Genomic DNA, 23,222 nt, shown 5'->3' with positions numbered 1-23,222 from the left:
AGAAATAGGCGGTAAATCAGATGGTTAGGATTTTCGCCGGGCTACGCCACCTCAGCCACACACCCCCCAGCTTCCCCGATCAATATATCCTCGAAGAACGCCCCCACCGGCTTGCTGGGGTGGCACAGCTGGATCTCCAGCACCCACACCATCTCGCTCGGCACAATGTCCAGCTCGGCCAGTTTCTCCTGCCCATACAAGGCATGGGGAAAGTCGGCGATGCGATGCCCCGCCAGGTTGCGCTCCAGGCACCAGCCCCTGGCCTGGGCGCTACGTGCTGCCGCATCATACAACGCCCGGCCGCTGAGCCCTCGGCCCCAGGCCTGGCGGGTTTCGTCGAAGACTTCGTGCAGGGCCTTGACGCATGCCTGGTGCAGGGCGTGCTCGCCAAACACGAAGGTGTCGCCGTAGTCGCCTTCATAACCATCCCACACCGGGCCGATATCGACCACCACGATGTCGGCAGGGCGCAATACCCGCCCAGGGTCGATGCCCTCCCGGGGCGTGCGTACGGTGTCGTCGCCAAAGCGAATGTAGGTGGGGTGCCAGGTGTGCGACGCGCCCATCCCCTGCAAAGTGCGCGCGGCCATCTCCAGCGCCTGGGCGGTGGTCATGCCTACTTGCAACTGGCTGGCGATGGCCGCGACAGCGCGCATGGAGTGCTCGCGCGCCGCGAGCATGCCGTCCAGCGAATAGCGTGGGCCGACCTTTTCCAGGGTCGGGTGGCGCGCTACGGTGGGTGGAACCTGAGCTTGCTGCGCGCCACTGGCCACGAAGGCCTCGGCGACGAAACGGTGCGGCGCCACCCCGGCCGCCAGGCAGGCTTCGCGGGCCTGGGCGACCATCGTCGGGTTGCCGCAGGCATACACCTGGGTGTCGCTCCAGCTGTGCGGCTGGGCCAGTGCCACGTGTTGCACCTGGCCCGCTACCACCGGGTGCCACTGGAACTGTGCATGGGCGCGGCAGGCCTGGTCGAGAAAGGCTCGGTCATAGAAGTCAGCAGGCGATGAACCGCCCCAGTACAACACGGTTTGGCTTCCCCGGGCCAACGCCGTGAGCAGCAAGGGCTTGATGCCGGCATAGCCGGTACCCGTGGCGAACAGCACCAGCGGCCGGCGCCCATCGTGCTGCCAGGTGCAGGCGCCCACAGGGCCTTCGAGCTGCAGCCGGTCGCCCGGTGTGAGTGCCGGCAGCAGGTGCTCGGTGAACAGGCCGCCGCGGACCTTGCGAATATGGAACACCAGCTGCCCTTGGTCTTGGGCGGGCAGGTTGGCCACCGAGAAACAGCGGCTGTCGCCATTGGCCAGGCGAAACCGCAGGTACTGGCCTGGGCGTACGTCCAGCGCCTGCTCAGGCAGCAGCACCAGCTCAACGATATCGTCAGTCAGCGGGCGCTGGCCCAGCACCCGCGCCTGGGCCGCAAGGGCCGGGGTGTCGAGGGACCAGCCGGGAATTTCCAGGCACAGGTCGCTGCAGGCGTGGCTCTGGCACAACAGCAGCTCATCGTCGGCCAAGGGGTAGGAGGGCAGGGCAGCGCCTTCGCTGCGCAGGGTGTCCCGATACTGGCCCGACACAAGCTTGACCTTGCACGACCCGCAGGCACCGCGGCGGCAGGAGAACGGCACGGGCAGGCCACTGGCAAGCATGCCGTCAAGCAGCAGCTCACTGCCGGTTTCGAAGCGCTGGCCCGAAGGCGACAAGGTGATGACATGACGGCGTGGCATAGGGCACCTCCTGGCGAATGGAGGTTTCATTGTTGCTATAGTGCTGGACCCATAGAACCTCCAGTTCTGGTTAATTGACATGGTCCAGATGCGCAAATGGCAACCGCTGCTCAAGCTCGACCGCGCCGGGCAGCGGCCGTCCTACCGGCAAATCGCCGAAGGCTTGGTGGCGGCCATTGCCGACGGCCGATTGCGCCCGGGTGAGCTGCTGCCCGGCAGCCGCGAAATGGCGCAGTTGCTGAAGGTCAATCGCAAGACGGTCATCCTTGCCTACGAGGAGGCCGCCACCAAGGGCTGGCTACACAGCGAGCAACGCCGTGGCACCTTCGTCAGCCAGCACCTGGCACCTGCCACCTCGCCCACGCCAGCGGCTGGGCAGCCCTTCGCCCTGGCGCTGCTCGAGGCGCCCGCTACGCCCTATTTCGCCCACGGCGAGCAGGTGACGGCCCATTGCGACCGGCCAGGCGCGCTGTTCTTCGACAATGGCACCAGTGACCACCGGCTGCTGCCGCAGGCCGTGCTGCACCGCTACTACCGCAAGGCGCTGCGCAGCAGTTTCGCCAGCAATACCGTGCGCCATGGCAGTGAAAGCAGCAGCCGCTACCTGCGTGGCGCCCTGGCCGACATGTTGCGCCACCAGCGCGGCATGAACATCGGTGCCGAACATATCTGCCTGACCCAAGGCGTGCAGATGTCCCTCTACCTGGTGGCCAGTGCCGTGCTCAAGCCTGGGGACACGGTGCTGATCGAGCGCCTGAGCTACCCGCCAGCGTGGGAAATTTTCCGCCAGCTGGGTGCCCGGCTGGTGACCGTGGACCTGGACGAGGAGGGGTGTAGGGTCGACCAGGTGGATGCGTTGTGCCGGTTGCACAACGTGCGGGCGATGTACATCACCCCTCACCATCAATTTCCCACCACGGTCAGCCTGCACGTCGGGCGCCGGCAGCAGTTGCTGGAGCTGGCGCGGCAACACGCCTTCTGCGTGATCGAGGAAGACTACGACCATGAATTCCATTATGCCGGGCAGCCTTATCCGCCGCTGGCCAGCGACCGCCGCCAGCGCCATGTGATTTACGTAGGCTCGTTGTCCAAGGCACTGGGCAGCACCTTTCGCTGCAGCTACATCGTGGCGCCACCGCCGGTGGTCGCGGTGCTGGAGCGCCAGGCAGCATTGATGCTGGGGCAGGGCGATGCGGTGATGCAACGGATGCTGGCGGACCTGATCATCGATGGCGAGCTGAGCAAGCACCTGCGCCGGGTGTGCGCTGAGTACCGCAGGCGCCGGGAAATCTTGGCCGGTTGCCTGCGCGCGGCCTTCGGTGAGCGCATTGTGCTGCGCGAGCCAGAAGGCGGGCAGGCGCTGTGGGTCAGGTTCGATGACACCATCGACGTCGATCAGTTGGTTAGCCATGCGCTGGAGCTGAACCTGGTGGTGCGCAGTGGCCGGCAGTTTTCGCCCCTTGGTGAGAGGGAGAATGCCTTGCGCCTGGGGTTTGCTTCGCTTAGCGCTGAGGAGATTGTTCAGGCGACCGAGCGGCTGGGGCGGGCTTGGGGGAGGATGAAGGGGGATGATTGAGTTTTTTTTGGGGGGGGCACCGCTTGTGCGGTGCATCGCGAGCTGCGCTCGCTCCTACGGGGGCGAGGGGTAGGGAGATGAGGAGACATAAAACTGTCATGGGGCATCGCTAGCCTGCGCCGAAACAAATTGTCACATCCAACGGAGCAGGCGATGCACGACGCACCCGATCAGGACACCCAGCAGGACATTGACGAGCAACCCCGTGGCCCCTCGCGGCGTGGCTTTCTCGGCGGCCTGGCACTGCTGGGTGCGGGTGCCGGCTTGGCCGCTTGCGGCCGGGCGGAAAGCTCGCCAGGCGAGGCGGCGCGCCCGCAGCCAACTGGCGCGGCGCTGGACCGGGCGCTGCGTGACAAGGTCAAGACCGTGGTGGTGATCTACGCCGAAAACCGCAGTTTCAACAACCTGTTCGCAGACTTCCCAGGTGTGCAAAGCCCGCTGGCGCAACTGGGCAAGGATGCCTATGCCCAGCGCGACCGTGATGGCACCCTGTTCGACACCCTGCCGCCGACCTTCGGCGGCACCTTGCAGGTAGGCCCGCAGACCGTCGATGGCATCACCTACGAAAAGGACATCGACTACCAGGGCGCATTGCCCAATGCGCCCTTCGCCCTCAAGGGCCCGAAGGGCGAGGACCTGCCCCTGGGCCTGGTAACCCGCGACCTCTGGCACGTGTTCTACCAGAACCAGCTACAGATCAATGGCGGCAAGAATGACGGCTTCGCTGCCTGGTCCGACGCCGGTGCGTTGACCATGGGTTACTACCCACAGACGCGCTACAACTTGCGCCTGTGGGACTTGGCCCGGCAGTTCGTGCTGTGCGACAACTTCTTCCAGGCCGCCTTCGGTGGCTCGTTCCTCAACCACCAGTTCCTGGTGGCCGGGCGCGCGCCGTTCTACCCGGATGCTGCCAACTCCCCGGCGCGCAGCCAGATCGCCCAGTTGCAGAGCGACGACCCGTTGGACATTCGCCTCAAGCCCCTGGCCGGCTCGCCCAACAAGGCCCATGACGGCCCGCCGCAGTTCGGCCCCAGCGCCATCACCCCCGACGGCCATGCGGTCAACACCCTGGCGCCGCCTTACTGGCCGACCTGGCTGCGCGACCCCGAGCGCCCGGACTATTCCAAGCCCGACCTGCCCAACGTGCTGGTGCCGCAAAGCCACGAACATATCGGCGACAAGCTGAACAAGCGCAAGGTCGACTGGGCCTGGTACGCCGGTGGCTGGCAGGCCACGCTGGATGCGTTCAAGGATTCGGGTGGCATCCCCAAGATCCCCAACTTCCAGTACCACCACCAGCCGTTCAACTACTTCCAGCAGCTTGGCCCGGAGCACCCCGAGGAGCGCAGCAAACGCCTTCGCGATGGTGGGCTTGGCGAAGACCCGTCGACCAACCGTTTCCTCGCCGATGCTGCCGCCGGCCGCTTGCCAGCGGTGACGTTCTACAAGCCCCAGGGCAACCTTAACCTGCATGCCGGCTACGCCGATGTGGCCTCGGGCGACCGACACATCGAGCGCATCGTCAAAACCCTGATGGAAAGCCCGCAGTGGCCGAACATGGTGGTGGTGATCACCGTGGACGAGAACGGTGGCTGGTGGGACCACGTGGCGCCGCCCAAGGGCGACCGCTTCGGCCCGGGGTCGCGCATTCCGGCGCTGGTGGTTTCGCCGTTCGCCCGCAAGGGCACGGTCGACCACACGGTCTATGACACCACCTCGATTCTGCGCCTGATCACCCGCGTGTTCGACCTTGAACAACTCGAAGGCCTGGCCGCTCGGGACCAGGCAATGGCCGGGCGCGGCCAGGCGTTGCTGGGCGACCTGACGCCAGCGCTGGACTTGAGCTAGCAACGCCACCGGATCACCTGCAAGCCCCGAGGTGAAAGGCACGGGCTTGCAGGTTTTCAGGTGCCGAGCATTGCATTGCCGGGCAGGGCACATTAGCATCACGGGCTCAGGAGATGGCATTCCTCCTTGAACCGCCCTAGCGCTGATGATGCCTACGCACACCCTGTGACAGGGCGCGTAGGCCATGCCTGCCGTTTACCCACAGGGCTCCCGATTCCTTGTGGAGTGTCCCGATGTACATTTCTCTTCTTTCTGTAATCGTTGGCGGCAGTACCGGTTGCGTATTGCGCTGGTGGTTTGGCCTGCGCTTCAACGCGCTGTTTCCGGGCATGCCCCTGGGCACGTTGCTGGTCAATTTGATTGGCGGCTTCGTCATTGGCGGGGCGATGGCGTATTTCCTGCGCTGGCCCAACCTCGACCCGGCCTGGCGGTTGCTGATTACCACCGGTTTCTGCGGCGGCCTGACCACCTTCTCGACATTTTCCACCGAAGTGCTGTCGATGCTCATGCACGGGCGTTACGGCTGGGCCGCGGCCACGGTGTCGGCGCATGTGGTGGGGTCGCTGCTGATGACCTTTGCCGGTTTTGCCCTGGTGCGCTGGCTGGGCTGAGGCGTCACGCGGCTGTCATGTGCCCATGCTAGGGTGCCGGTCCCCCTTCGTGGCACAAGGTGTGCGATACGGTGACCCTCGGTACGACCCGCAAGCAGTTCATGCTCCGCTCCAGCAACATGCGCAGCGACGAGTTCGCCGCACTGTTCACCCAGCTGTATGGCAACCTCTATGCCGACATGCCGCCGCTGGGCGAGGGCATTGCCATTGGCGGTGTGTACGGGCGCTTCGACGGCATAAGCGTGCGGCGCATGCACTACCAGGGCGATTTTCGCATCGTGCTGCCCGCGCCACAGGATGAGATCACCTTCGTGCTGCCCACCGCCGGCACGATCATCTTCGAGCACCGCGGCGAATCGATTGGCGGGGCCCAGGTGGGCCTGGCGGTCGACAAACTCGACATCCGTTCGGTGCGCATGGCCGAGAACCACGCCCAGTGTGGCATGTCGATTCGCCGTGGGCTGTTTGCCGAGCGGTTGTCGGTGCTGCTGGGGCGGCCGCTGACGGCCGCGATTCGCTTTGCCCCGGTGGTGGACTTGAACCAGGCGGCTTTCCAGGGCATTCGCGCCTTGCTCGAACTGGCCACCGGCACTGAATTCGACCAACTGCTGGGCAGCGGCCTGCTGATGCCCACGCGGCTGCGCGAGATGCTGATCGATGCCTTGCTGGAAACCTGGCCGCACAACTATAGCGAGGCCTTGCGCCGCCCGGCCCCGACGATTGCCCCGCGGCATGTGAAGCTGGCGATGGCCTACCTGCAGGAGCACCCGGCGCGGCTGGTGAGTGGCAGCGAGTTGGCGGGCTTGGCCAATGTCAGCTTGCGGGCGTTGCAGGATGGCTTTCGACGTTTTGCCGGAACGTCGATTGTCGGGTATCAGCGCCAGGTGCGCCTGGAGCAGGCGCGCCAGGTGCTGGAGCGCGGGGAGGGCGGTTCGGTGGCCGAGGTGGCCTTGCAGCATGGTTTCAGCAATGCCGGGCGCTTCAGCCAGTATTTCCAGCAGGCGTTCGGGGTGAGCCCGGCGTTGGTTCGGCGGCGGTAGAAGGGGCCCCGGTAGGAGCGAGCGCAGCTCGCGATGGGCCGCAAAGCGGCCCCGCCCGCACTCAGAAGGCGTAACTGGCCTTGAGGCTGCCACTGACCCCATGGCTGTCGCCACCGCCCATGGCCGCGACCTCGGCGCCCACGCTCAGCGCCCCCAGGTTGGCCATCAGGTTCACGCCACCGGTGAACTGGTCGCGGTTGTCGAATGCCGCTCGTTGCTCCACGTCCAGCCCCAGCAGATGGCCTTGGCTGTCGACCTGATGGTCGCCCAGGGCATGCTCGTAACCCACCTCGGCCCCTGGCACCAGCTGCCAGCTGCCTAGGGCGATCGGTGCGAGCGAGGCCTTGAGGTTGGCCACTGCGGCGCGCCGGGTCTGTTTCAGGTCGTCTACCTGCAACGCCAGCTCGCTGCCTTTCTCGGTGAAACCGTTCAGGTCTACGCGGCTGACCCGCAGGCCAAGGCTCGGCTCCAGGACCATGCCGCCGGTGGGCAGGCGGTAACCCAACGCCAGGCTGGCGCCGGCCAGGGTGCCGTGGCTGTCGCCCTTGGCGGTGCCCAGGCCGCCGCCCAGTTCACGCTTGCTGGAGTAGTCGAGCCAGCCGGCGTTGGCCTGGGCATCGATGAACAGGCCATGCTCCAGGCTACCCGGGGCGAAGCGTGCGCCCAGGCTGAGGAAGGTCAGGTCGGTGTCCGCCTCGCCGCCGGCACTGCCGACATTGCCGTTGCTGTAGCCAAACCCGGCACGGGCGCTTAGCTGCTCGGAGAAGCGTTGGGTCAGGCCGATCATCAGCCCCTGGCTGTGTTCGTTGCTGCTGGCCGCATGGGCCGAGCCGTCGGTGCCCAGGTAGCCGGCCAGGGCGGTGCTCCACAGGCGCGACTGGCCGACCTTGAGGTCGACGCCGTCGGCGTACGGCGCCGCCGCACGGTCGATCATCGCGCCCTGGCGCAGCAGGTAGCTGGCGGCATCGGCATGCAGCTGGCCGCCCACGGTCGACTCCACGCCGCCGAGTGTGCCGGCGTCGATGGCCGACTGCAGGTAGTAGTTGTAGGCGCTGTAGGTGCCCGACAGCGGGCTTTCCTGCAGCTGGCGCAGCAACTGCGCGCCAGCGGCGGCGTTGCCCAGCAGGCCGGCTTCGCCTGGCAGGCTGGCGTAGCTGACCATCTTGCCGCGCAGCACGTAGAGGGTTTCCTGCGACAGGCCCAGGCCTTGCTTGAGGTAGTTGTCCATGCTGCCGTATTCGGCGGTTACCTCGTCCAGGCCGGCTTGCAGGTAGCTGGCTTCCACGCCCAGCAACGGCGCGTAGATTTGCGCCATGCTCGCGGGCATCGCCGCCAGGGTGGCGGCGACGCGGGCGGCGGTGTAGTCGTTGGTGGCCAGGTAGTTGCTCATGATCGTCGCCTGGTCGACCCCGGCGATGCTCAGCAACACGGCAGCCGTCCAGCCGGTACGGTCCTTGCCGGCAGTGCAATGGAACAGCGCGGCGCCATCGGCGCTGGCCAGTTCATTGAACAGCACGGCGAACTGCCCGCGCATGCCGGCGTCGCTGACGAAGGCGCGGTTGGTTTCTTCCATCATCGCGCGGGCTTGGGCTGCGCTGGTGAAGCTGAGGTTGGTGATGTTCGAGCCCGAGGTGGTGCTGCCAATGATGTCGATATTGGTGTAGCTGGCACCGGCCGGCAGGGTGTCGGGGGTTGCGGCGATCTCGCTGGCGGTGCGCAGGTCGAACACGTCGCTGATGCCAAGGCCATTGAGGATGGCCAGGTCGGCGGCGGTCGGGGTCAGGGCGTTGGCGCGGTAGAACACCCCAGTCCTCATGGTGCCGTCATGGCTGGTGGTATAGGCAGTGGTGGTGCCGGCGATGTCGCGGAAGTTGTCCATGCCGGCCAGGCGCGGGGTGTCGAGCGCGTCGGCGGCGTGAGCGGTGGAGATGGCCAGGGTCAGCAGGGACAGGGAACAGAACAGACGTTGCAGCACGGAAAGAGCCTCGTTGGAATGCGTTAGGCTGGCTACTGTCCGTGGGCAACATGAAACTGAATGTTACAAAACCAAGCGTCGCTGGAAAGGCTGCGGGATCTGTCCCAGGATTGCGCGTTTTGTCTGTGCCGGCCCATTGCAGGCAGTATTCCGACAGCAGCCAGGCAAACCCGTGTTCAGGTTTCGACCTCATCCACGTAGGCGTCGAAGAACCAGTCTGGTATTTCCTCGCTTCGATAGTCCAACGCCGCGCCTTCGGTGATTTCTGCCAGCCACACCGCGCTTTCTCCCGAATTATCGAACACGTAGGCTCGATGACTGACCTCAATGGCATCTGGTAGCAAATCGAGTGCACGGGCGTAGCGTTTTCTTACCAAATCTGGCCTGACGGGGTGGCCTCCCTCACGGACGCGAATGTTGACCCGGTCAATATTGATCTCAGGGTCTTCGGTCGAGACGAAGTAGAGGTAAGTTCGGTAACCGAGTTCCTGGGCCTTCTGCATGAAGGCGACTTTACTGGGGTGGGACATGACCGTTTCGAAGCTGAAACTGACACCGGTTTCAAGCAGGCGTTGGCGAATCATGTCCGACAGTACGGAGGCAAAGTAGGAGTTGATCTCGACCTGCCGATAATCCACCTTGAAACCTTGCAGCCCAAGCTTCGCCGCCTGGTCGGTCAAGTGCCGCTCGCGGATCAGGTAATGGTCGAGGTGAAATGACACCAACTCAGCCAGAGAAACCATGAGGCCAAACGGAGCCAGGTCGATGAACCCCGTGTTCCTGGCTTCCCGCTCCAGTTCATCGGCATTGACGAAAATGCGAGTCAGGGGTGCAGGCAACTGGGCCTTGATCGTGCTCTTGCCGGAGCCATTGGGGCCGGCAAACACCCGAAGCCTCGGCGCCTTCACGCTGTGGGAGTCTCGCTGACCTTCCTCACGCTGATTGTTTCGCCAACTTTGACTTTCCGCCGGGGTTTTGCCTTGGCGACGATGGTTTTGGCACCGTCTGCCGACACGCGAACGAGATTGCCATCCTCAGTGCGCAGCACGCCGCGCGGGCTTGCCTGCAAAGCGCGCAGGTGGGCGGAATGCGTGGCTTCGCTGGCCAGCGCTGGAATCGATGCTTCCAGGGCGTCCAGTTCGCGCTCGCTGACAGGTTTGGCTTTGACGGCCATGGGCAGATACCTCCAGACAACCTGAAACAGATTGTATGCATGGGAGGCATCATAGCGTTGGCAGGGCAAAAAGGCATCAGTGGAGGGCATGGTGGCAGTCCTGGAGTGAGGTCGTTCCGGAGTCTGGCACAAAGCGAACTGCATGTTTTCGCTGCCTTTTGTAGTCCAATTCTTTTTCGTTGCCCATGCCCTGCCAGACAACCTGCTGACCAACAGGGCGCCGTGCTCAGTCCCAGCTTGGTGCCAGGCCGTCCGGGCTGACTTCGCGGCCGTTGCGTTCGAGCGTGGCGATGCGTGCCATGTCGTCGGCATCCAGGCGCAGGCTCTGGGCGAGCAGGTTGCTGGCCAGGTTCTCCTGCTTGGTCGAGGAGGGGATCACCGCATAGCCCAGTTGCAGGGCCCAGGCCAGTGCCACTTGGGCGACGGTGGCCTTGTGCTTGGCGGCGATCTGCGCCAGCAGCGGGTCGTTGAGCACCTTGCCGTAGGCCAGGGTCATGTACGAGGTGACGGTAATGCCTTGTTCTTCAAGGAACGCTGCAAGCTTGGCGTTCTGCAGGTAGGGGCTGAGCTCGACCTGGTTGGTGGCGATCTCGCCCTGGCCGACCACGGCGATGGCCTGGCGAGTCAGTTCGATGTTGAGGTTGGACACGCCGATCTGGCGGGTCAGGCCCAGGCGCTTGGCGTCGGCCAGGGCCTGCATGTATTCGGCCAGCGCCACGCCGTTACCGGGGGCCGGCCAGTGGATCAGCAACAGGTCGACATGGTCGGTGCGCAGCTTGTTCAGGCTCTCGCGCAGGCTGGGCACCAGCTTGTCGGCGGCATAGTTGTCGACCCAGATCTTGGTGGTGATGAACAACTCGCTGCGCGGCACGCCACTTTCGGCGATGGCCTGGCCGACTTCGGCCTCGTTCTTGTAGATCTGCGCGGTGTCGATGGCCCGGTAGCCCAGTGCCAGGGCGGCCTTGACCGAGTCGATGACGGTTTGCCCGGTGAGGCGGAAGGTGCCGAGGCCGAAGGATGGAATGTTCATGGGGCGTGCTCCTGAGGGTGAATGACAAGCCAGGCTCGTTCGAACTGATATCGAGTGGCGATCAGTGTGCAGGGTTCAGGGCAGGTGATTAAGGGCTGGTGAGTCGAAGCACCTTTGCGCCGCACTCACGAATTGAGCGGCAGAGGAAAACCTCCCGTGTTGCCGACCAGGCGGCACCACGGGAAGGGGCGATCACTCGCGGATCTGCGCCGGGTCGGCCTGTAGCAGCCAGAGCGGCTGCAGGGCTTGCAGCTGCTGCTCCAGGCTGGAGGCGATGCCCATGCGCCGAGCCTGGCGGTCTTGGCCGATGAGGTCTTCGAGCATGTCGAGCAGGTTACGTGACTGCTCCGCGTCAGACGTGGTGGTGACATCCGACAGCAGTTCGGCTTCCTGGTAAGTACGCACGCGTTCCTGCTTGCTGGCTTGTTGAGTGGCAGTGGCTTCGACCAAGCGGTTGTTGGCAGATGCCAGGCGGGTGCTGCTGCTGGCCTGGTCATCCACCTCATGGTAGCGGTAGTTTTGCGACTTGCTGTCGAGGCTGAGCACCAGTTCTGTCAGCGGGTTGAGCCCTTTATGCCAGGCGGCCTTGAGCGTCGCTTGTTGATCCTGTTGCACCGTGAGGTTGCTGGTCCCGCCCTTGAGGCTGGTCGACTGCGAGACGCTGTAGTCGAAGTGATCCACTTCCTCCCGGTGCATTGGGTTGATCTGCTGTTCGGTCTGGTTGATCGATGCATCGAAGTCCGCCAGGCCGCTCAGTAGCAGGCGGCTCATCCGGTTCGAGGGCAGGTCATGACGGGCTGACTGCGTGCCGGTGTCATCCACGCTATTGAGCTGACGGAAGGCATCCTTGAACAAGCCCATCATTTTTTCGTCGCCATTGCCACGTTTCTGCGCCGCATCGAACTGCTCCAGGTAGTTGGCCACGGCGGCCTGGCGTTGCGACTGGCTGCCCAGGAGTGCTCCGCCTTGGGTGTCGAAATGCATCTTGACCTCGCCTGACGGGCTCTTGAGCGACAGGCTGCGGGTCTGGTCATCGATGTTCAGGGCGAAGGTCTGCAGGCTACCGCTGGCAGTGTGAATGCTGGCATCGAGCTTCATGCCGGTGAACAAGGACGGGTCGAGCTTGACCAGGTTGCCCAGCTGCAGGGTTGGTGGTTCTGCGGTCAGGCCATCGACGGCGGACTGGAAGCTGTCCGCCAGTGCGGCCAGGCTCTTCAGTTCGTCGGCGCTCAAGCTGCCTCCTTGTACGTCGGCGTCCACGGCCAGGCCGTTGTCGCTGCTGTACAGGCCCAGGGATACCGTGGCGCCGGATGCACTGGTGAGGGTGAACGTCACGCTGTCGCTCGCATACTGGCGCAGCCTGGCTTGCTGCAGGCCCAGCAGTGCAGGCTCGCCCGTGGTGCCCAGGGCGATGGCTAGCCCGGATTGCGAGATGCGCTGGCCGCCATTGGTAGACAGTTGCTCCAGCAAGGCGGCACCCAGGCCCTGAAAGCGCGAGGCTGCGGAGCTGGATTGCACGGCACTGAGCATGCGCATGCTCAGCTGGTCGATGCCATCCTGCTCCCAGATATACCGTACCTGGCCGTCCCCCAGGGTGCCATTGCGGTTGTAGGTGTCCGGTGCGGGGCTGCGGTTGGCCTGGCTCAGGTCAACATTCGTGTTGCTGGTAGGCGTTGCGGCGACGGGTTCGGCGTTGCGGATGGACACGCCCGCGGTGGCGGGTTGCGTCAGCATTTGTGGCAGATTAACGGAGATCGGGTTCATATCGCTCCCTGCGATTTCTGGAACGTTCGTCCGGTTATCGGCAGGTGAAGCTAAAGCCTTAGCATTTGTGCGGAAAATGAAACAGCCCGCGATTGGGCGGGCTGTCAGGCACTGCGGGTGACGACGATCAGCGGCGGCGGAACAGCGGCAGCGGCTCGTCGGTGGCGCCTTGGTAGGTCACCGAGAAGTCCTTCAGGCTTTGCAGCGCGTCTTCCGGGTCCTTGTCGGCACGGATGGCGAATGCATCGAAGCCGCAACGGGCCATGAAGAACAGCTGGTCGCGCAGTACGTCGCCAATGGCGCGCAGCTCGCCCTTGAAGCCGTAGCGGTCACGCAGCAGGCGCGCATTGGAGTAGTTGCGCCCGTCGGTGAAGGCCGGGAAGTTCAGGGCGATGACCTGGAAGTGCTGCACGTCTTCGCCGATTTCTTCCGCTTCTTCGTCGCTGTCCAGCCACACGCCCAGGCCGCCATCGCGGGCCTTGAGCACGTGGGCATGGTCGCGCCACATCTGCAGCGGGACAATGTAGTCGTCGCAGTTGCTCAGTTCGTCGAACGAGAAGTCCTTGGGCAGCAGGTGCCAGGTTTCGTCGACGATCTGGTTGTTCTTAATGATTCGCTGCATAGACGCGTTCCTTGAAGGGGTCGATGCCGATACGCTGGTAGGTGTCGATGAAACGCTCTTCCTCGGTACGTTGTTCGACGTACACGGCGATCAGCTTTTCGATCACATCGGCCATGGCGTCCTGGGCGAACGATGGGCCGAGGATTTTGCCCAGGCTTGCGTCACGCGCGGCGTTGCCGCCCAGCGACACCTGGTAGAACTCCTCGCCCTTCTTGTCCACGCCGAGGATGCCGATGTGGCCGACGTGGTGGTGGCCGCAGGCGTTCATGCAGCCGGAGATGTTCAGGTCGATTTCGCCGATGTCGAACAGGTAGTCCAGGTCGTCGAAACGGCGCTGGATGGATTCGGCGATCGGGATCGACTTGGCGTTGGCCAGGGAGCAGTAGTCACCGCCCGGGCAGCAGATGATGTCGGTCAACAGGCCAATGTTCGGCGTGGCGAAGCCGCCCTCGCGCAGTTCCATCCACAGCGCGTGCAACTGGCGCTGCTCGACGTCGGCGAGAATGATGTTCTGCTCGTGGGAGGTGCGCAGGAAGCCAAAGCTGTAGCGCTCGGCGAGGTCCGCCACGGCGTCCAGCTGCTTGTCGGTCAGGTCGCCCGGGGCAACGCCGGTGGGTTTGAGCGACAGGGTGACGGCGACGTAGCCAGGGCGCTTGTGGGCGCGGGTGTTACGCGAACGCCAGCGGGCGAAGCCTGGGAATTCGGCGTCTTCGGCGCTGTAGTCGAGGTTGTCCAAGGCCAGGTAGGCCGGGTCGACGAAGTGGCGCGAAACGCGCTGCACTTCATCTTCGGTCAGGGTGGTGCTGCCGCCACGCAGGTGAGCCATTTCGGCCTCGACCTTCTCGGCGAACACTTCCGGGGTCAGGGCCTTGACCAGGATCTTGATCCGCGCCTTGTACTTGTTGTCACGGCGACCGTAACGGTTGTACACGCGCAGGATGGCGTCCAGGTAGCTGATCAGGTCCTGCCACGGCAGGAACTCGTTGATGAACGAGCCCACCACCGGGGTACGGCCCAGGCCACCACCGACCAGCACGCGGAAGCCCAGCTCACCGGCAGCGTTGCGCACCGGCTCCAGGCCGATGTCGTGCACTTCGATGGCGGCGCGGTCTTCCTTCGAGCCGTTGACGGCAATTTTGAACTTGCGCGGCAGGTAGGCGAATTCCGGGTGGAAGGTGGTCCACTGGCGGACGATTTCGCACCATGGGCGCGGGTCGATGACTTCGTCTGCAGCCACACCGGCGAACTGGTCGGTGGTGGTGTTGCGCAGGCAGTTGCCGCTGGTCTGGATCGCGTGCATCTGCACGGTGGCCAGCTCGGCCAGGATGTCCGGGATGTCTTCCAGCGCCGGCCAGTTGTACTGCACGTTCTGGCGGGTGGAGATGTGGGCATAGCCTTTGTCGTAGTCGCGAGCGATCTTCGCCAGGGTGCGAACCTGGGTGGCGTTCAGCTGGCCATACGGCACGGCGACGCGCAGCATCGGGGCGAAACGTTGGATGTAGAGGCCGTTCTGCAGGCGCAGAGGGCGGAATTCTTCTTCGCTCAGCTCACCGGCCAGGTAGCGGCGGGTCTGATCACGGAACTGCTTGACGCGGTCCTCGATGATCCGCTGATCGTACTCGTCGTATACGTACATAAAAGTCCTGTCTCAGGCTGCATGCAGCTATTCGCGCGCACGGCCGCGCACTCCGGTTCGGAGCCGGGGAACGATAGCAGGTTGGGTTTATGCGCTAAAGTGATGTTTTTGCATATGAAAAGAACCAAACGAACTAAGTGAGACTGACTGGCATTTGTTACCCCCTTGGCGCGCGGGGTTTATACTGGCGAGTCTGTTTGAAAAGGTATTTTCCATGCTCAAGGCGCTGTGCCAAAGCGTGTGCCTGAGCCTGCCGCTGGCAACGTGCGCTCAGGCCGCTTCGGTGGTGTTCCTCAATCCCGGCCAGCCCAGCGAGACGTTCTGGGCCAGCTATTCGCGCTTCATGCAGGCCGCTGCCGACGAGCTGGGCATGACCCTGCGGGTAGAATACAGCGAGCGTGACGCCGCGCGGGCAATGAGCCAGGCGCGCTCGGCCCTGGAGGGCCCGCGGCGGCCAGACTACCTGGTGCTGGTCAACGAGCAGTACGTGGCGCCGGAAATCATCCGCCTGGCCCAGGGCTCGGGGGTCAAGCTGTTTCTGGTCAACAACGGGCTCACCAGCAGCCAGGCCCGAAGCATCCAGGCCCAGCCGGACAAATACGCGCCGGTGCTGGGTACGCTCACCGCCAACGACGAGCAGGCCGGGTACAAGATGCTGCATGCCATGGTCGCCCTGTTGCCGCGCAGCGAAAACGGGCCGTTCGACCTGGTGGCCTTCGCCGGGGTCAAGACCACGCCGGCCTCGCAGCTGCGCGAGGCGGGCATGCGCCGGGCCTTGGCCGACTTCCCCCAGGTGCGCCTGCGCCAGGTGGTGTACGGCGGTTGGAACCGCGAGCGTGCCTACCAGCAGGCGCAGCAGCTGCTGCAACGCTACCCGGCCACCCGGTTGGTGTGGTCGGCCAACGACCAGATGGCCCTGGGCGCCATGCAGGCGTTCGAGGAGGCCGGGCGCAAGCCTGGGCGCGATGTGGTGTTCAGTGCCATCAACAGCTCGCCCGAGGCACTGCGCGCACGTATCGACGGGCGCCTTGATGTGCTGATGGGCGGGCACACCACCCTTGGCGGTTGGGCCATGGTGATGCTGCATGACGACGCCCTGGGCCTGGATATCAACCGCGATGGCCGGCGCGAGCATGTGCTGCCGGCGCTGCAGCCGGTTGACCAGGCCAAGGCCAGGCGCTGGCTGAAGTTGCTGGAACGGGACGACTACGGCGTCGATTTCCAGCATTACAGTGCAAAAGGGCGGCCACGGGGCTATCAGTACCCGTTTCTCACGTCACCGGTCGAATATTGAAAGACCCTGCTTGAGCAAAGGGCATTGCTCGTCTTAACTGCTGGTTGTGAAGTGCATTCCCATAACCACTACAAGAGGCAATGCAATGGGAAACTCTACCAAAGTCCGCAAAGCTGACAGCAGTGTCGATGCTTGGGCGATCCTCTGCCTGATTGCCCTGGTGGTGATCACTGCCGTGTACTGGGTCAGCCATCAGTAGACTTCTTGTAAAGACCGTGATGCAGCGCAGAGCGCCTGTGGGAGGGATCCTGCAGGCGTTTTGTTTTTTCAGGGCGTCAATGGGCGGTGAGGTGCAGGGCCAGTTGCACCAGGCCGATCAGCACGGCGATGAATACCAGGGTGAACAGCGTTCCCATGACGATGAAATGGCTGGCCTTGCCGTGGGTGAAGTCGCGTGCGCGGTTCTTGCCGCTTTGCACGCCGAAGGCGGCAGCAAGGATGCTGTGCAGCATCTGCCAGAAGGTTGGGGGCTTGCCCTGGGTGGGGTCGTCCATGGTGGCTCCTGAAGCATCAGAGGCAATCAGGGACAGTGTAGGCAATGGGGGGGATGTTGCCTGGGCGGGCCTCTTCGCGGGGCAAGCCCGCTCCTACAGGTGAACGTGTAGGAGCGGGCTTGCCCCGCGAAGAGGCCGACGCGCTGTTAGTTGTCGTACCCCAGGTTAGGCGCCAACCAGCGCTCGCTCACGCTGATGTCCTGGCCTTTGCGCGCGCTGTACTGCTCGATCTGGTCCTTGTCGACCTTGCCCACGGCAAAGTACTGCGCCTGTGGGTGGGCGAAGTACCAGCCGCTGACCGCCGCCGCCGGGAACATCGCGAAGTGCTCGGTCAGGAACACGCCGCTTGGCCCGGTTTCGCCGATGGCGCTGCCATCGAGCAGGCGGAACAGGGTGGCCTTCTCGGTGTGGTCCGGGCACGCCGGGTAGCCCGGGGCAGGGCGGATGCCGCTGTACTGTTCCTTGATCAGCGCCTCGTTGTCCAGGTGCTCGTCACGGGCATAACCCCAGTGCTCTTTACGCACCTGTTCGTGCAGCCACTCGGCACAGGCTTCGGCCAGGCGGTCGGCCAGGGCCTTGACCATGATCGAGCTGTAGTCGTCGCCCTTGTCCTGGTAGGCCTTGGCCACTTCCTCGGCGCCAATGCCCGCGGTGGTGATGAAGCCGCCCACGTAGTCGGTTACACCGCTGGCTTTGGGCGCGACGAAGTCGGCCAGGGACAGGTTCGGCTTGCCGTCGGGCTTGATCGTCTGCTGGCGCAGGTGGTGCAGGGTAGCCAGGGCCTGGCCGTCGGCGCCATACACTTCGATGTCGTCGTCGGCCACCTGGTTGGCAGGCCAGAAGCCGAATACCGCACGGGCGCTGATCAGCTTCTCCTCGATCAGCTTGTCGAGCATTTCGCGGGCATCCTGGTACAGCGCGGTGGCGGCTTCGCCGACCACTTCGTCGGTGAGGATGCGCGGGAACTTGCCGGCCAGGTCCCAGGAGATGAAGAACGGCGTCCAGTCGATGTACTCGGCCAGGGTGCGCAGGTCGATGTTTTCCAGCACCTTGACGCCGGTGAAGGAGGGCACCGCCGGCTGGTAGCCAGCCCAGTCGTACTTGGGCTTGGCCGCCACCGCCTGGGCATAGCTCAGGCGCTCGGTGCGGGCGCTGCGGTTGGCGGTGCGCTCGCGCACGTCCACGTATTCGGCGCGGGTTTTATCGACGAAGCCTGGTTTCAGTTCCCGGGACAGCAACTGGGTGGCCACACCCACGGCGCGCGAGGCGTCGGTGACGTACACCACGGCATCGTTGCTGTACTTGGGTTCGATCTTCACCGCGGTGTGCGCCTTGGAGGTGGTGGCGCCACCGATCATCAGCGGCAGGTGGAAGTCCTGGCGCTGCATTTCACGGGCGACATGCACCATTTCGTCCAGCGATGGGGTAATCAGGCCCGAAAGGCCGATGATGTCGCACTTCTCGTCACGGGCGGTTTGCAGGATTTTCTCGGCCGGCACCATCACGCCGAGGTCGACGATGTCGTAGCCGTTGCAGCCGAGCACCACACCGACGATGTTCTTGCCGATGTCGTGCACGTCGCCCTTGACCGTGGCCATGAGGATCTTGCCCTTGGCTTCGGGCTTGTCGCCTTTCTCGGCCTCGATGAACGGAATCAGGTGGGCCACGGCCTGCTTCATCACGCGGGCCGACTTCACCACCTGCGGCAGGAACATCTTGCCGGCGCCGAATAGGTCGCCGACCACGTTCATGCCGTTCATCAGCGGGCCTTCGATGACTTCGATCGGGCGTGCGCACTGCTGGCGGCAGGCCTCGGTGTCCTCGACGATGAAGGCGGTGATGCCCTTGACCAGGGCATGCTCCAGGCGCTTTTCAACCGGCAGCGAGCGCCACTCTTCGTTTTCCACCTCTTTGGTTGCGCCGCCGCCCTTGTAGTCGTCGGCAATCGCCAGCAGGGCATCGGTGCCGTGCGGGGTGCGGTTGAGCACCACGTCCTCGACCTTCTCGCGCAGCACGGCCGGGATCTCGTCGTAGATCTCCAGCTGGCCGGCGTTGACGATACCCATGGTCAGGCCGTTCTGGATCGCGTGGTAGAGGAATACCGAGTGGATCGCTTCGCGCACCGGGTTGTTGCCACGGAACGAGAACGACACGTTGGACACCCCGCCCGAGCTCAGCGCGTGGGGCAGGTGGTCACGGATGTAGGCACAGGCCTCGATGAAATCGACGGCGTAGTTGTTGTGCTCCTCGATGCCGGTGGCGACGGCGAAGATGTTCGGGTCGAAGATGATGTCTTCCGGCGGGAAGCCCACTTCGTTGACCAGGATATCGTAGCTGCGCTGGCAGATTTCCTTCTTGCGTGCGGCGGTGTCGGCCTGGCCGACCTCGTCGAAGGCCATCACCACCACGGCTGCGCCGTAGCGCTTGCACAGGCGGGCATGATGCTTGAACTGCTCGACGCCTTCCTTCATGGAAATGGAGTTGACGATGCCCTTGCCCTGGATGCACTTGAGGCCGGCCTCGATCACTTCCCACTTCGAGGAGTCGATCATGATCGGCACGCGGGAGATGTCCGGCTCGCCGGCAATCAGGTTGAGGAAGCGGACCATGGCGGCCTGGGAGTCGAGCATCCCTTCGTCCATGTTGATGTCGATTACCTGGGCGCCGGCCTCGACCTGCTGCAGGGCCACTTCCAGGGCTTCGGTGTAGTTTTCCTCGCGGATCAGCCGGGCGAACTTGGCGGAACCGGTGATGTTGGTGCGCTCGCCGACGTTGACGAACAACGACTGGCGGTCGATGGTGAACGGCTCCAGGCCCGACAGGCGGCAAGCCTTGGGGATTTCCGGGATGTCCCGCGGCTTGTACTTGGCCACGGCCTCGGCGATGGCCTGGATATGGCCCGGGGTCGTGCCGCAGCAACCGCCGATGATATTGAGGAAACCGCTGGCGGCGAATTCCTCGACCACGGCGGCCATCTCGGCCGGGGTTTCGTCGTATTCACCGAAGGCGTTCGGCAGGCCGGCGTTGGGGTGGGCAGACACATGGGTGTCGGCCTTGGTTGCCAGCTCTTCGAGGTACGGGCGCAGGTCCTTGGCGCCGAGGGCGCAGTTCAGGCCCACGGAAATCGGCTTGGCGTGGCGCACCGAGTTCCAGAAGGCTTCGGTGGTCTGGCCCGACAGGGTACGGCCGGAGGCGTCGGTGATGGTGCCGGAAATCATGATCGGCAGTTCGATGCCGTCGTCCTCGAACACCTGCTGCACGGCGAAGATCGCCGCCTTGGCGTTGAGGGTGTCGAAGATGGTTTCGATCAGCAACAGGTCGGCGCCGCCTTCGATCAGGCCGCGGGTGGCCTCGACGTAGTTTTCCACCAGCTCGTCGAAGGTGACGTTGCGGTAGCCGGGGTCGTTGACGTCGGGGGAGATCGAGCAGGTGCGGCTGGTAGGGCCGAGCACGCCGGCCACGAAACGCGGCCTGTCGGGCGTTTCCAGGGTCTTGGCGTCGGCCACCTGGCGGGCGATGCGTGCGCCTTCCACGTTCAGTTCGTACACCAGCGATTCCATGCCATAGTCGGCCTGGGAAATCTGCGTGGCGTTGAAGGTGTTGGTTTCGAGGATATCGGCGCCGGCGTCGAGGTAGGCTTTCTCGATGGCGGCGATCACGTCCGGGCGGCTGAGCAGCAGCAGGTCGTTGTTGCCTTTTACGTCGCTTGGCCAATCGGCGAAGCGCGTGCCACGATAGTCGTGTTCCTCGAGGCGATAGCTTTGGATCATAGTACCCATGCCGCCGTCGAGGATCAGGATGCGCTCTTTGAGTGCGTGCTGGAGTGCTTGGAGACGAGCGCTGCGGTCGGACATAGGAACTACCTGGTCGGGCAAATATCAGAAAGTGCCGAATCATAACAAAGCTGCGCGGATTTTAGGCGCACTGGCCATTTGCATGAAAACTGCTCATGTTGGATGCAGATGCTAAAAAGCCAAGAGCACCCAAGGACGACCAGATAATCGTGATGGCTTTCAGAACCCAGGACTTTCCGCACATGGTGCATCGTTTACTTGTCAGCGTTTTCGCCCTGTTCCTCAGTGGCGTGGCGTTCGGGCAAGCCCCCCAGTCGAGCCCGGCGATATCCTACACCCGGGATATCCAACCGATATTCACCGAGAAATGCGTGGCCTGCCACGCCTGCAATGACGCCGCCTGCCAGCTCAAGCTGGAAAGCCCCGAGGGCGCGGTGCGCGGTGCCACCAAGGTGCCGGTGTACCAGGGTGAGCGCAGCCAGGCGGTGCCGCCCACGCGGCTGTTCTACGACGCCCACGATGAAGGCGCCTGGCGCCGCAAGGGCTTCTATTCGGTGCTCGACAACCAGGGCAGCCAGGCTGCGCTGATGGCGCGCATGCTGGAACTGGGCCACAAAACCCCGCTCACGCCCAACGCCAAGCTGCCCGACGAGATCGTTCTGGGGCTCAACCGCAACAACATGTGCCCGTTGCCCCATGAGTTCGACGCCTACGCCGGTGCCCACCCCAAGGAGGGCATGCCGCTGGCGGTCACCGGGCTGACCGACAAGGAGTACGACACCATGCGCCGCTGGCTGGCCGCCGGCGCGCCGGTTGAGTACCAGCCGATCAAGCCCAGCGCGGCCGAGGCCAGGCAAATCGCCCAATGGGAGGAACTGCTCAACCGCCCGGGCTCCACCGAGGCGCTGGTCGGCCGCTGGCTGTACGAGCACTTGTTCCTGGCGCACATCTATTTCGTTGGCGGCGAGCAGGGCCACTTCTTCCAGTGGGTGCGCTCGCGCACGCCCAGTGGCCAACCGGCCGATATCATCGCCACCCGCCGCCCGAACGACCCACCCGGCACCGAGTTCTATTACCGGTTGATTCCGGTGCAGGGCGTGATCGTGCACAAAACCCACATCACCTACCCGATGGGCCCGCAGAAGCTCAAGCGGGTGGAGCAGCTGTTCTATGCCGGCGACTGGCACGCCACCTCGCTGCCGGGCTATGGCCCTCGGCACCGGGCCAACCCGTTCGAAACCTTCGAGGCGATCCCGGCGGTGGCGCGCTACCAGTTCATGCTGGATAACGCCGAATACTTCGTGCGCACCTTCATCCGTGGCCCGGTGTGCCGTGGCCAGATTGCCACCGACGTGATCCGCGACAACTTCTGGGCACTGTTCCAGGAACCGGCCCATGACCGCTACATCACCGACGCCAAGTACCGCGGCGAAGCCACGCCGCTGCTGGCCATGCCGGGGCAGATCGACGACGTGGGCAGCGTGCTCAACCTGTGGCACGCCTACCGCGACAAGCGCAACGAATACGAGAAGCTGCGCCGCGAAGCCTATGCCGATATGCCTGCACCGGGCTGGGCGACCCTGTGGGCCGGCAATGACAACGCGCTGTTGAGCATTTTCCGCCACTTCGACAGCGCCTCGGTCAGCAAGGGCCTGATCGGTGACGTGCCGCTGACCACCTGGCTGTTCGACTACCCGCTGCTGGAGCGCACCTACTACCAGCTGGCGGTCAACTTCGACGTATTCGGCAATGTGTCGCACCAGCTGCAGACGCGCCTGTACTTCGACCTGATCCGCAACGGCGCCGAGGTCAACTTCCTGCGCCTGATGCCGGCCGACCAGCGTGCCAAGATACTGGGCAGCTGGTACCAGAACAGCGGCAAGGTGAAGATGTGGCTGGACTATGAAGACATCGACACCGACACCCCCAGCGGTATCAAGCTCGACCCGCGCGACCCCATCCGCGACTTTGGCCTGAAGCTGCTGCAGCGCACCACCAGCCTGAATGCCGCGCCCGACCCGATCAACCGCTGCACGGGGGCCTATTGCTCACGGCCGCAGATGAGCGAGGAGTTCCGCAACGTCGAGCAGTCGCTCAGCCGCCTGGTTTCGCGCCCGGCCGCAGGCCTCAAGGTGATTGGCCAATTGCCCGAGGCGACCATGCTGCGCATCGAGGGCGAGGGCGGCCAGCGCCAGGTCTACAGCCTGCTGCGCAACCGTGCCCACAGCAACGTGGCGTTTCTGCTGGGTGAGGCCTACCGCTACCAGCCGGGGCTGGACACCCTGACCCTGTACCCGGGCGTGCTCAGCAGCTACCCGAACTTCATCTTCAACATTCCGGCCAAGGATGTACCGGAGTTCGTCGAGGACATGGAGTACGCCAAGGACGATACGGCCAAGTTCGAGCGCATCGTCATGCGCTGGGGCGTGCGCCGCAGCCATCCGCAGTTCTGGCGCTATTTCCATGACCTCAATACCTATATCAAGGAAACCGAGCCGGTGGAGGCCGGGGTGCTGGACATGAACCGCTATGAGAACCTCTGATCGGGTCGGCTGACCTTTCCGGGTACGCTGCGGTCGGAAGGGATGGGTGGTTCGGGGGCTGCTGTGCAGCCCAATTTGCGGGGCAAGCCCGCTCCTA

Annotated in this window: 16 protein-coding genes and 1 riboswitch; of the genes, 6 read left to right on the top strand and 10 right to left on the bottom strand. The window is 64.2% G+C overall.

Annotated elements, in window-relative coordinates:
- Positions 1 to 41: 41 nt before the first annotated feature.
- Entirely contained in the window at positions 42 to 1,724 is a 1,683-nt protein-coding gene (locus F3J45_RS01685; RefSeq protein WP_167056272.1) for a M24 family metallopeptidase, read from the bottom strand.
- 79 nt (positions 1,725 to 1,803) lie between these two features.
- On the opposite strand from F3J45_RS01685, the gene F3J45_RS01680 reads away from it, so the two are divergent.
- From F3J45_RS01680 to F3J45_RS01665, 4 genes are all read left to right on the top strand, one after another.
- Entirely contained in the window at positions 1,804 to 3,300 is a 1,497-nt protein-coding gene (locus F3J45_RS01680; protein WP_167056269.1) for a PLP-dependent aminotransferase family protein, read from the top strand.
- Between the two features lie 153 nt (positions 3,301 to 3,453).
- A complete protein-coding gene (gene acpA / locus F3J45_RS01675) occupies positions 3,454 to 5,148 on the top strand; it encodes an acid phosphatase (RefSeq protein ID WP_167056266.1) in 1,695 nt (564 codons plus the stop codon).
- A gap of 100 nt (positions 5,149 to 5,248) precedes the next feature.
- Positions 5,249 to 5,310: riboswitch (Fluoride riboswitch) on the top strand.
- A gap of 71 nt (positions 5,311 to 5,381) precedes the next feature.
- The gene (crcB, locus tag F3J45_RS01670) at positions 5,382 to 5,759 is read left to right on the top strand and encodes a fluoride efflux transporter CrcB (RefSeq protein WP_167056263.1); all 378 of its coding nucleotides are present in this window, start codon (positions 5,382 to 5,384) and stop codon (positions 5,757 to 5,759) included.
- Between the two features lie 71 nt (positions 5,760 to 5,830).
- Entirely contained in the window at positions 5,831 to 6,799 is a 969-nt protein-coding gene (locus tag F3J45_RS01665) for an AraC family transcriptional regulator (RefSeq protein ID WP_205300343.1), read from the top strand.
- A gap of 61 nt (positions 6,800 to 6,860) precedes the next feature.
- On the opposite strand, the gene F3J45_RS01660 is transcribed toward F3J45_RS01665, so the two are convergent.
- From F3J45_RS01660 to F3J45_RS01630, 7 genes are all read right to left on the bottom strand, one after another.
- Positions 6,861 to 8,774 carry a tyrosine-protein phosphatase gene (locus F3J45_RS01660; RefSeq protein ID WP_167056259.1) on the bottom strand — a complete coding sequence of 638 codons (1,914 nt, stop codon included), beginning with the start codon at positions 8,772 to 8,774 and terminating at the stop codon, positions 6,861 to 6,863.
- 176 nt (positions 8,775 to 8,950) lie between these two features.
- Positions 8,951 to 9,661: a zeta toxin family protein gene (locus tag F3J45_RS01655; protein ID WP_205300342.1), complete on the bottom strand. Its 711-nt coding sequence runs from the start codon at positions 9,659 to 9,661 to the stop codon at positions 8,951 to 8,953.
- Positions 9,662 to 9,678: 17 nt separating this feature from the next.
- A complete protein-coding gene (locus tag F3J45_RS01650) occupies positions 9,679 to 10,038 on the bottom strand; it encodes a hypothetical protein (RefSeq protein WP_205299988.1) in 360 nt (119 codons plus the stop codon).
- Positions 10,039 to 10,174: 136 nt separating this feature from the next.
- Positions 10,175 to 10,978: a 2,5-didehydrogluconate reductase DkgB gene (gene dkgB / locus F3J45_RS01645; protein ID WP_167056252.1), complete on the bottom strand. Its 804-nt coding sequence runs from the start codon at positions 10,976 to 10,978 to the stop codon at positions 10,175 to 10,177.
- 192 nt (positions 10,979 to 11,170) lie between these two features.
- Positions 11,171 to 12,742 (bottom strand): hypothetical protein, encoded by a 1,572-nt coding sequence (locus F3J45_RS01640; protein ID WP_167056249.1) that lies wholly within the window; start codon positions 12,740 to 12,742, stop codon positions 11,171 to 11,173.
- Positions 12,743 to 12,869: 127 nt separating this feature from the next.
- The gene (locus F3J45_RS01635; RefSeq protein ID WP_167056246.1) at positions 12,870 to 13,364 is read right to left on the bottom strand and encodes a DUF934 domain-containing protein; all 495 of its coding nucleotides are present in this window, start codon (positions 13,362 to 13,364) and stop codon (positions 12,870 to 12,872) included.
- Positions 13,348 to 15,000 (bottom strand): nitrite/sulfite reductase, encoded by a 1,653-nt coding sequence (locus F3J45_RS01630; RefSeq protein ID WP_167056243.1) that lies wholly within the window; start codon positions 14,998 to 15,000, stop codon positions 13,348 to 13,350. Before F3J45_RS01630 ends, F3J45_RS01635 begins: the two co-directional genes overlap by 17 nt.
- A gap of 214 nt (positions 15,001 to 15,214) precedes the next feature.
- Between F3J45_RS01630 and F3J45_RS01625 the strand changes: the two genes are divergently transcribed.
- A complete protein-coding gene (locus tag F3J45_RS01625) occupies positions 15,215 to 16,294 on the top strand; it encodes an ABC transporter substrate-binding protein (RefSeq protein WP_167056240.1) in 1,080 nt (359 codons plus the stop codon).
- 275 nt (positions 16,295 to 16,569) lie between these two features.
- On the opposite strand, the gene F3J45_RS01620 is transcribed toward F3J45_RS01625, so the two are convergent.
- Complete coding sequence (locus tag F3J45_RS01620; RefSeq protein ID WP_167056237.1) at positions 16,570 to 16,788, bottom strand: DUF2970 domain-containing protein; 219 nt, start codon at positions 16,786 to 16,788, stop codon at positions 16,570 to 16,572.
- A 146-nt stretch (positions 16,789 to 16,934) separates the two neighbouring features.
- The gene (gene metH, locus F3J45_RS01615) at positions 16,935 to 20,642 is read right to left on the bottom strand and encodes a methionine synthase (RefSeq protein WP_167056234.1); all 3,708 of its coding nucleotides are present in this window, start codon (positions 20,640 to 20,642) and stop codon (positions 16,935 to 16,937) included.
- Positions 20,643 to 20,824: 182 nt separating this feature from the next.
- Between metH and F3J45_RS01610 the strand changes: the two genes are divergently transcribed.
- On the top strand, positions 20,825 to 23,125 hold the full coding sequence (locus F3J45_RS01610) for a fatty acid cis/trans isomerase (protein ID WP_167056231.1): 2,301 nt from the start codon (positions 20,825 to 20,827) through the stop codon (positions 23,123 to 23,125).
- Positions 23,126 to 23,222 lie beyond the last annotated feature (97 nt).

It is taken from the genome of Pantoea sp. Ap-967 (assembly GCF_011752565.1).
In the GTDB taxonomy this organism is placed as follows: domain Bacteria; phylum Pseudomonadota; class Gammaproteobacteria; order Pseudomonadales; family Pseudomonadaceae; genus Aquipseudomonas.
The sequence above is the reverse complement of the archived record's forward strand: the minus strand, read 5'-3'. Positions and strand labels throughout refer to the sequence as shown.

Excerpts from the sequence above, each read along its gene's own strand:
- F3J45_RS01685 (WP_167056272.1), bottom strand. The coding sequence starts at position 1,724 with ATGCCACGCCGTCATGTCATCACCTTGTCGCCTTCGGGCCAGCGCTTC.
- F3J45_RS01680 (WP_167056269.1), top strand. The coding sequence starts at position 1,804 with ATGGTCCAGATGCGCAAATGGCAACCGCTGCTCAAGCTCGACCGCGCC.
- acpA (WP_167056266.1), top strand. The coding sequence starts at position 3,454 with ATGCACGACGCACCCGATCAGGACACCCAGCAGGACATTGACGAGCAA.
- crcB (WP_167056263.1), top strand. The coding sequence starts at position 5,382 with ATGTACATTTCTCTTCTTTCTGTAATCGTTGGCGGCAGTACCGGTTGC.
- F3J45_RS01650 (WP_205299988.1), bottom strand. The coding sequence starts at position 10,038 with ATGCCCTCCACTGATGCCTTTTTGCCCTGCCAACGCTATGATGCCTCC.
- dkgB (WP_167056252.1), bottom strand. The coding sequence starts at position 10,978 with ATGAACATTCCATCCTTCGGCCTCGGCACCTTCCGCCTCACCGGGCAA.
- F3J45_RS01640 (WP_167056249.1), bottom strand. The coding sequence starts at position 12,742 with ATGAACCCGATCTCCGTTAATCTGCCACAAATGCTGACGCAACCCGCC.
- F3J45_RS01635 (WP_167056246.1), bottom strand. The coding sequence starts at position 13,364 with ATGCAGCGAATCATTAAGAACAACCAGATCGTCGACGAAACCTGGCAC.
- F3J45_RS01630 (WP_167056243.1), bottom strand. The coding sequence starts at position 15,000 with ATGTACGTATACGACGAGTACGATCAGCGGATCATCGAGGACCGCGTC.
- F3J45_RS01625 (WP_167056240.1), top strand. The coding sequence starts at position 15,215 with ATGCTCAAGGCGCTGTGCCAAAGCGTGTGCCTGAGCCTGCCGCTGGCA.
- F3J45_RS01620 (WP_167056237.1), bottom strand. The coding sequence starts at position 16,788 with ATGGACGACCCCACCCAGGGCAAGCCCCCAACCTTCTGGCAGATGCTG.
- metH (WP_167056234.1), bottom strand. The coding sequence starts at position 20,642 with ATGTCCGACCGCAGCGCTCGTCTCCAAGCACTCCAGCACGCACTCAAA.
- F3J45_RS01610 (WP_167056231.1), top strand. The coding sequence starts at position 20,825 with ATGGTGCATCGTTTACTTGTCAGCGTTTTCGCCCTGTTCCTCAGTGGC.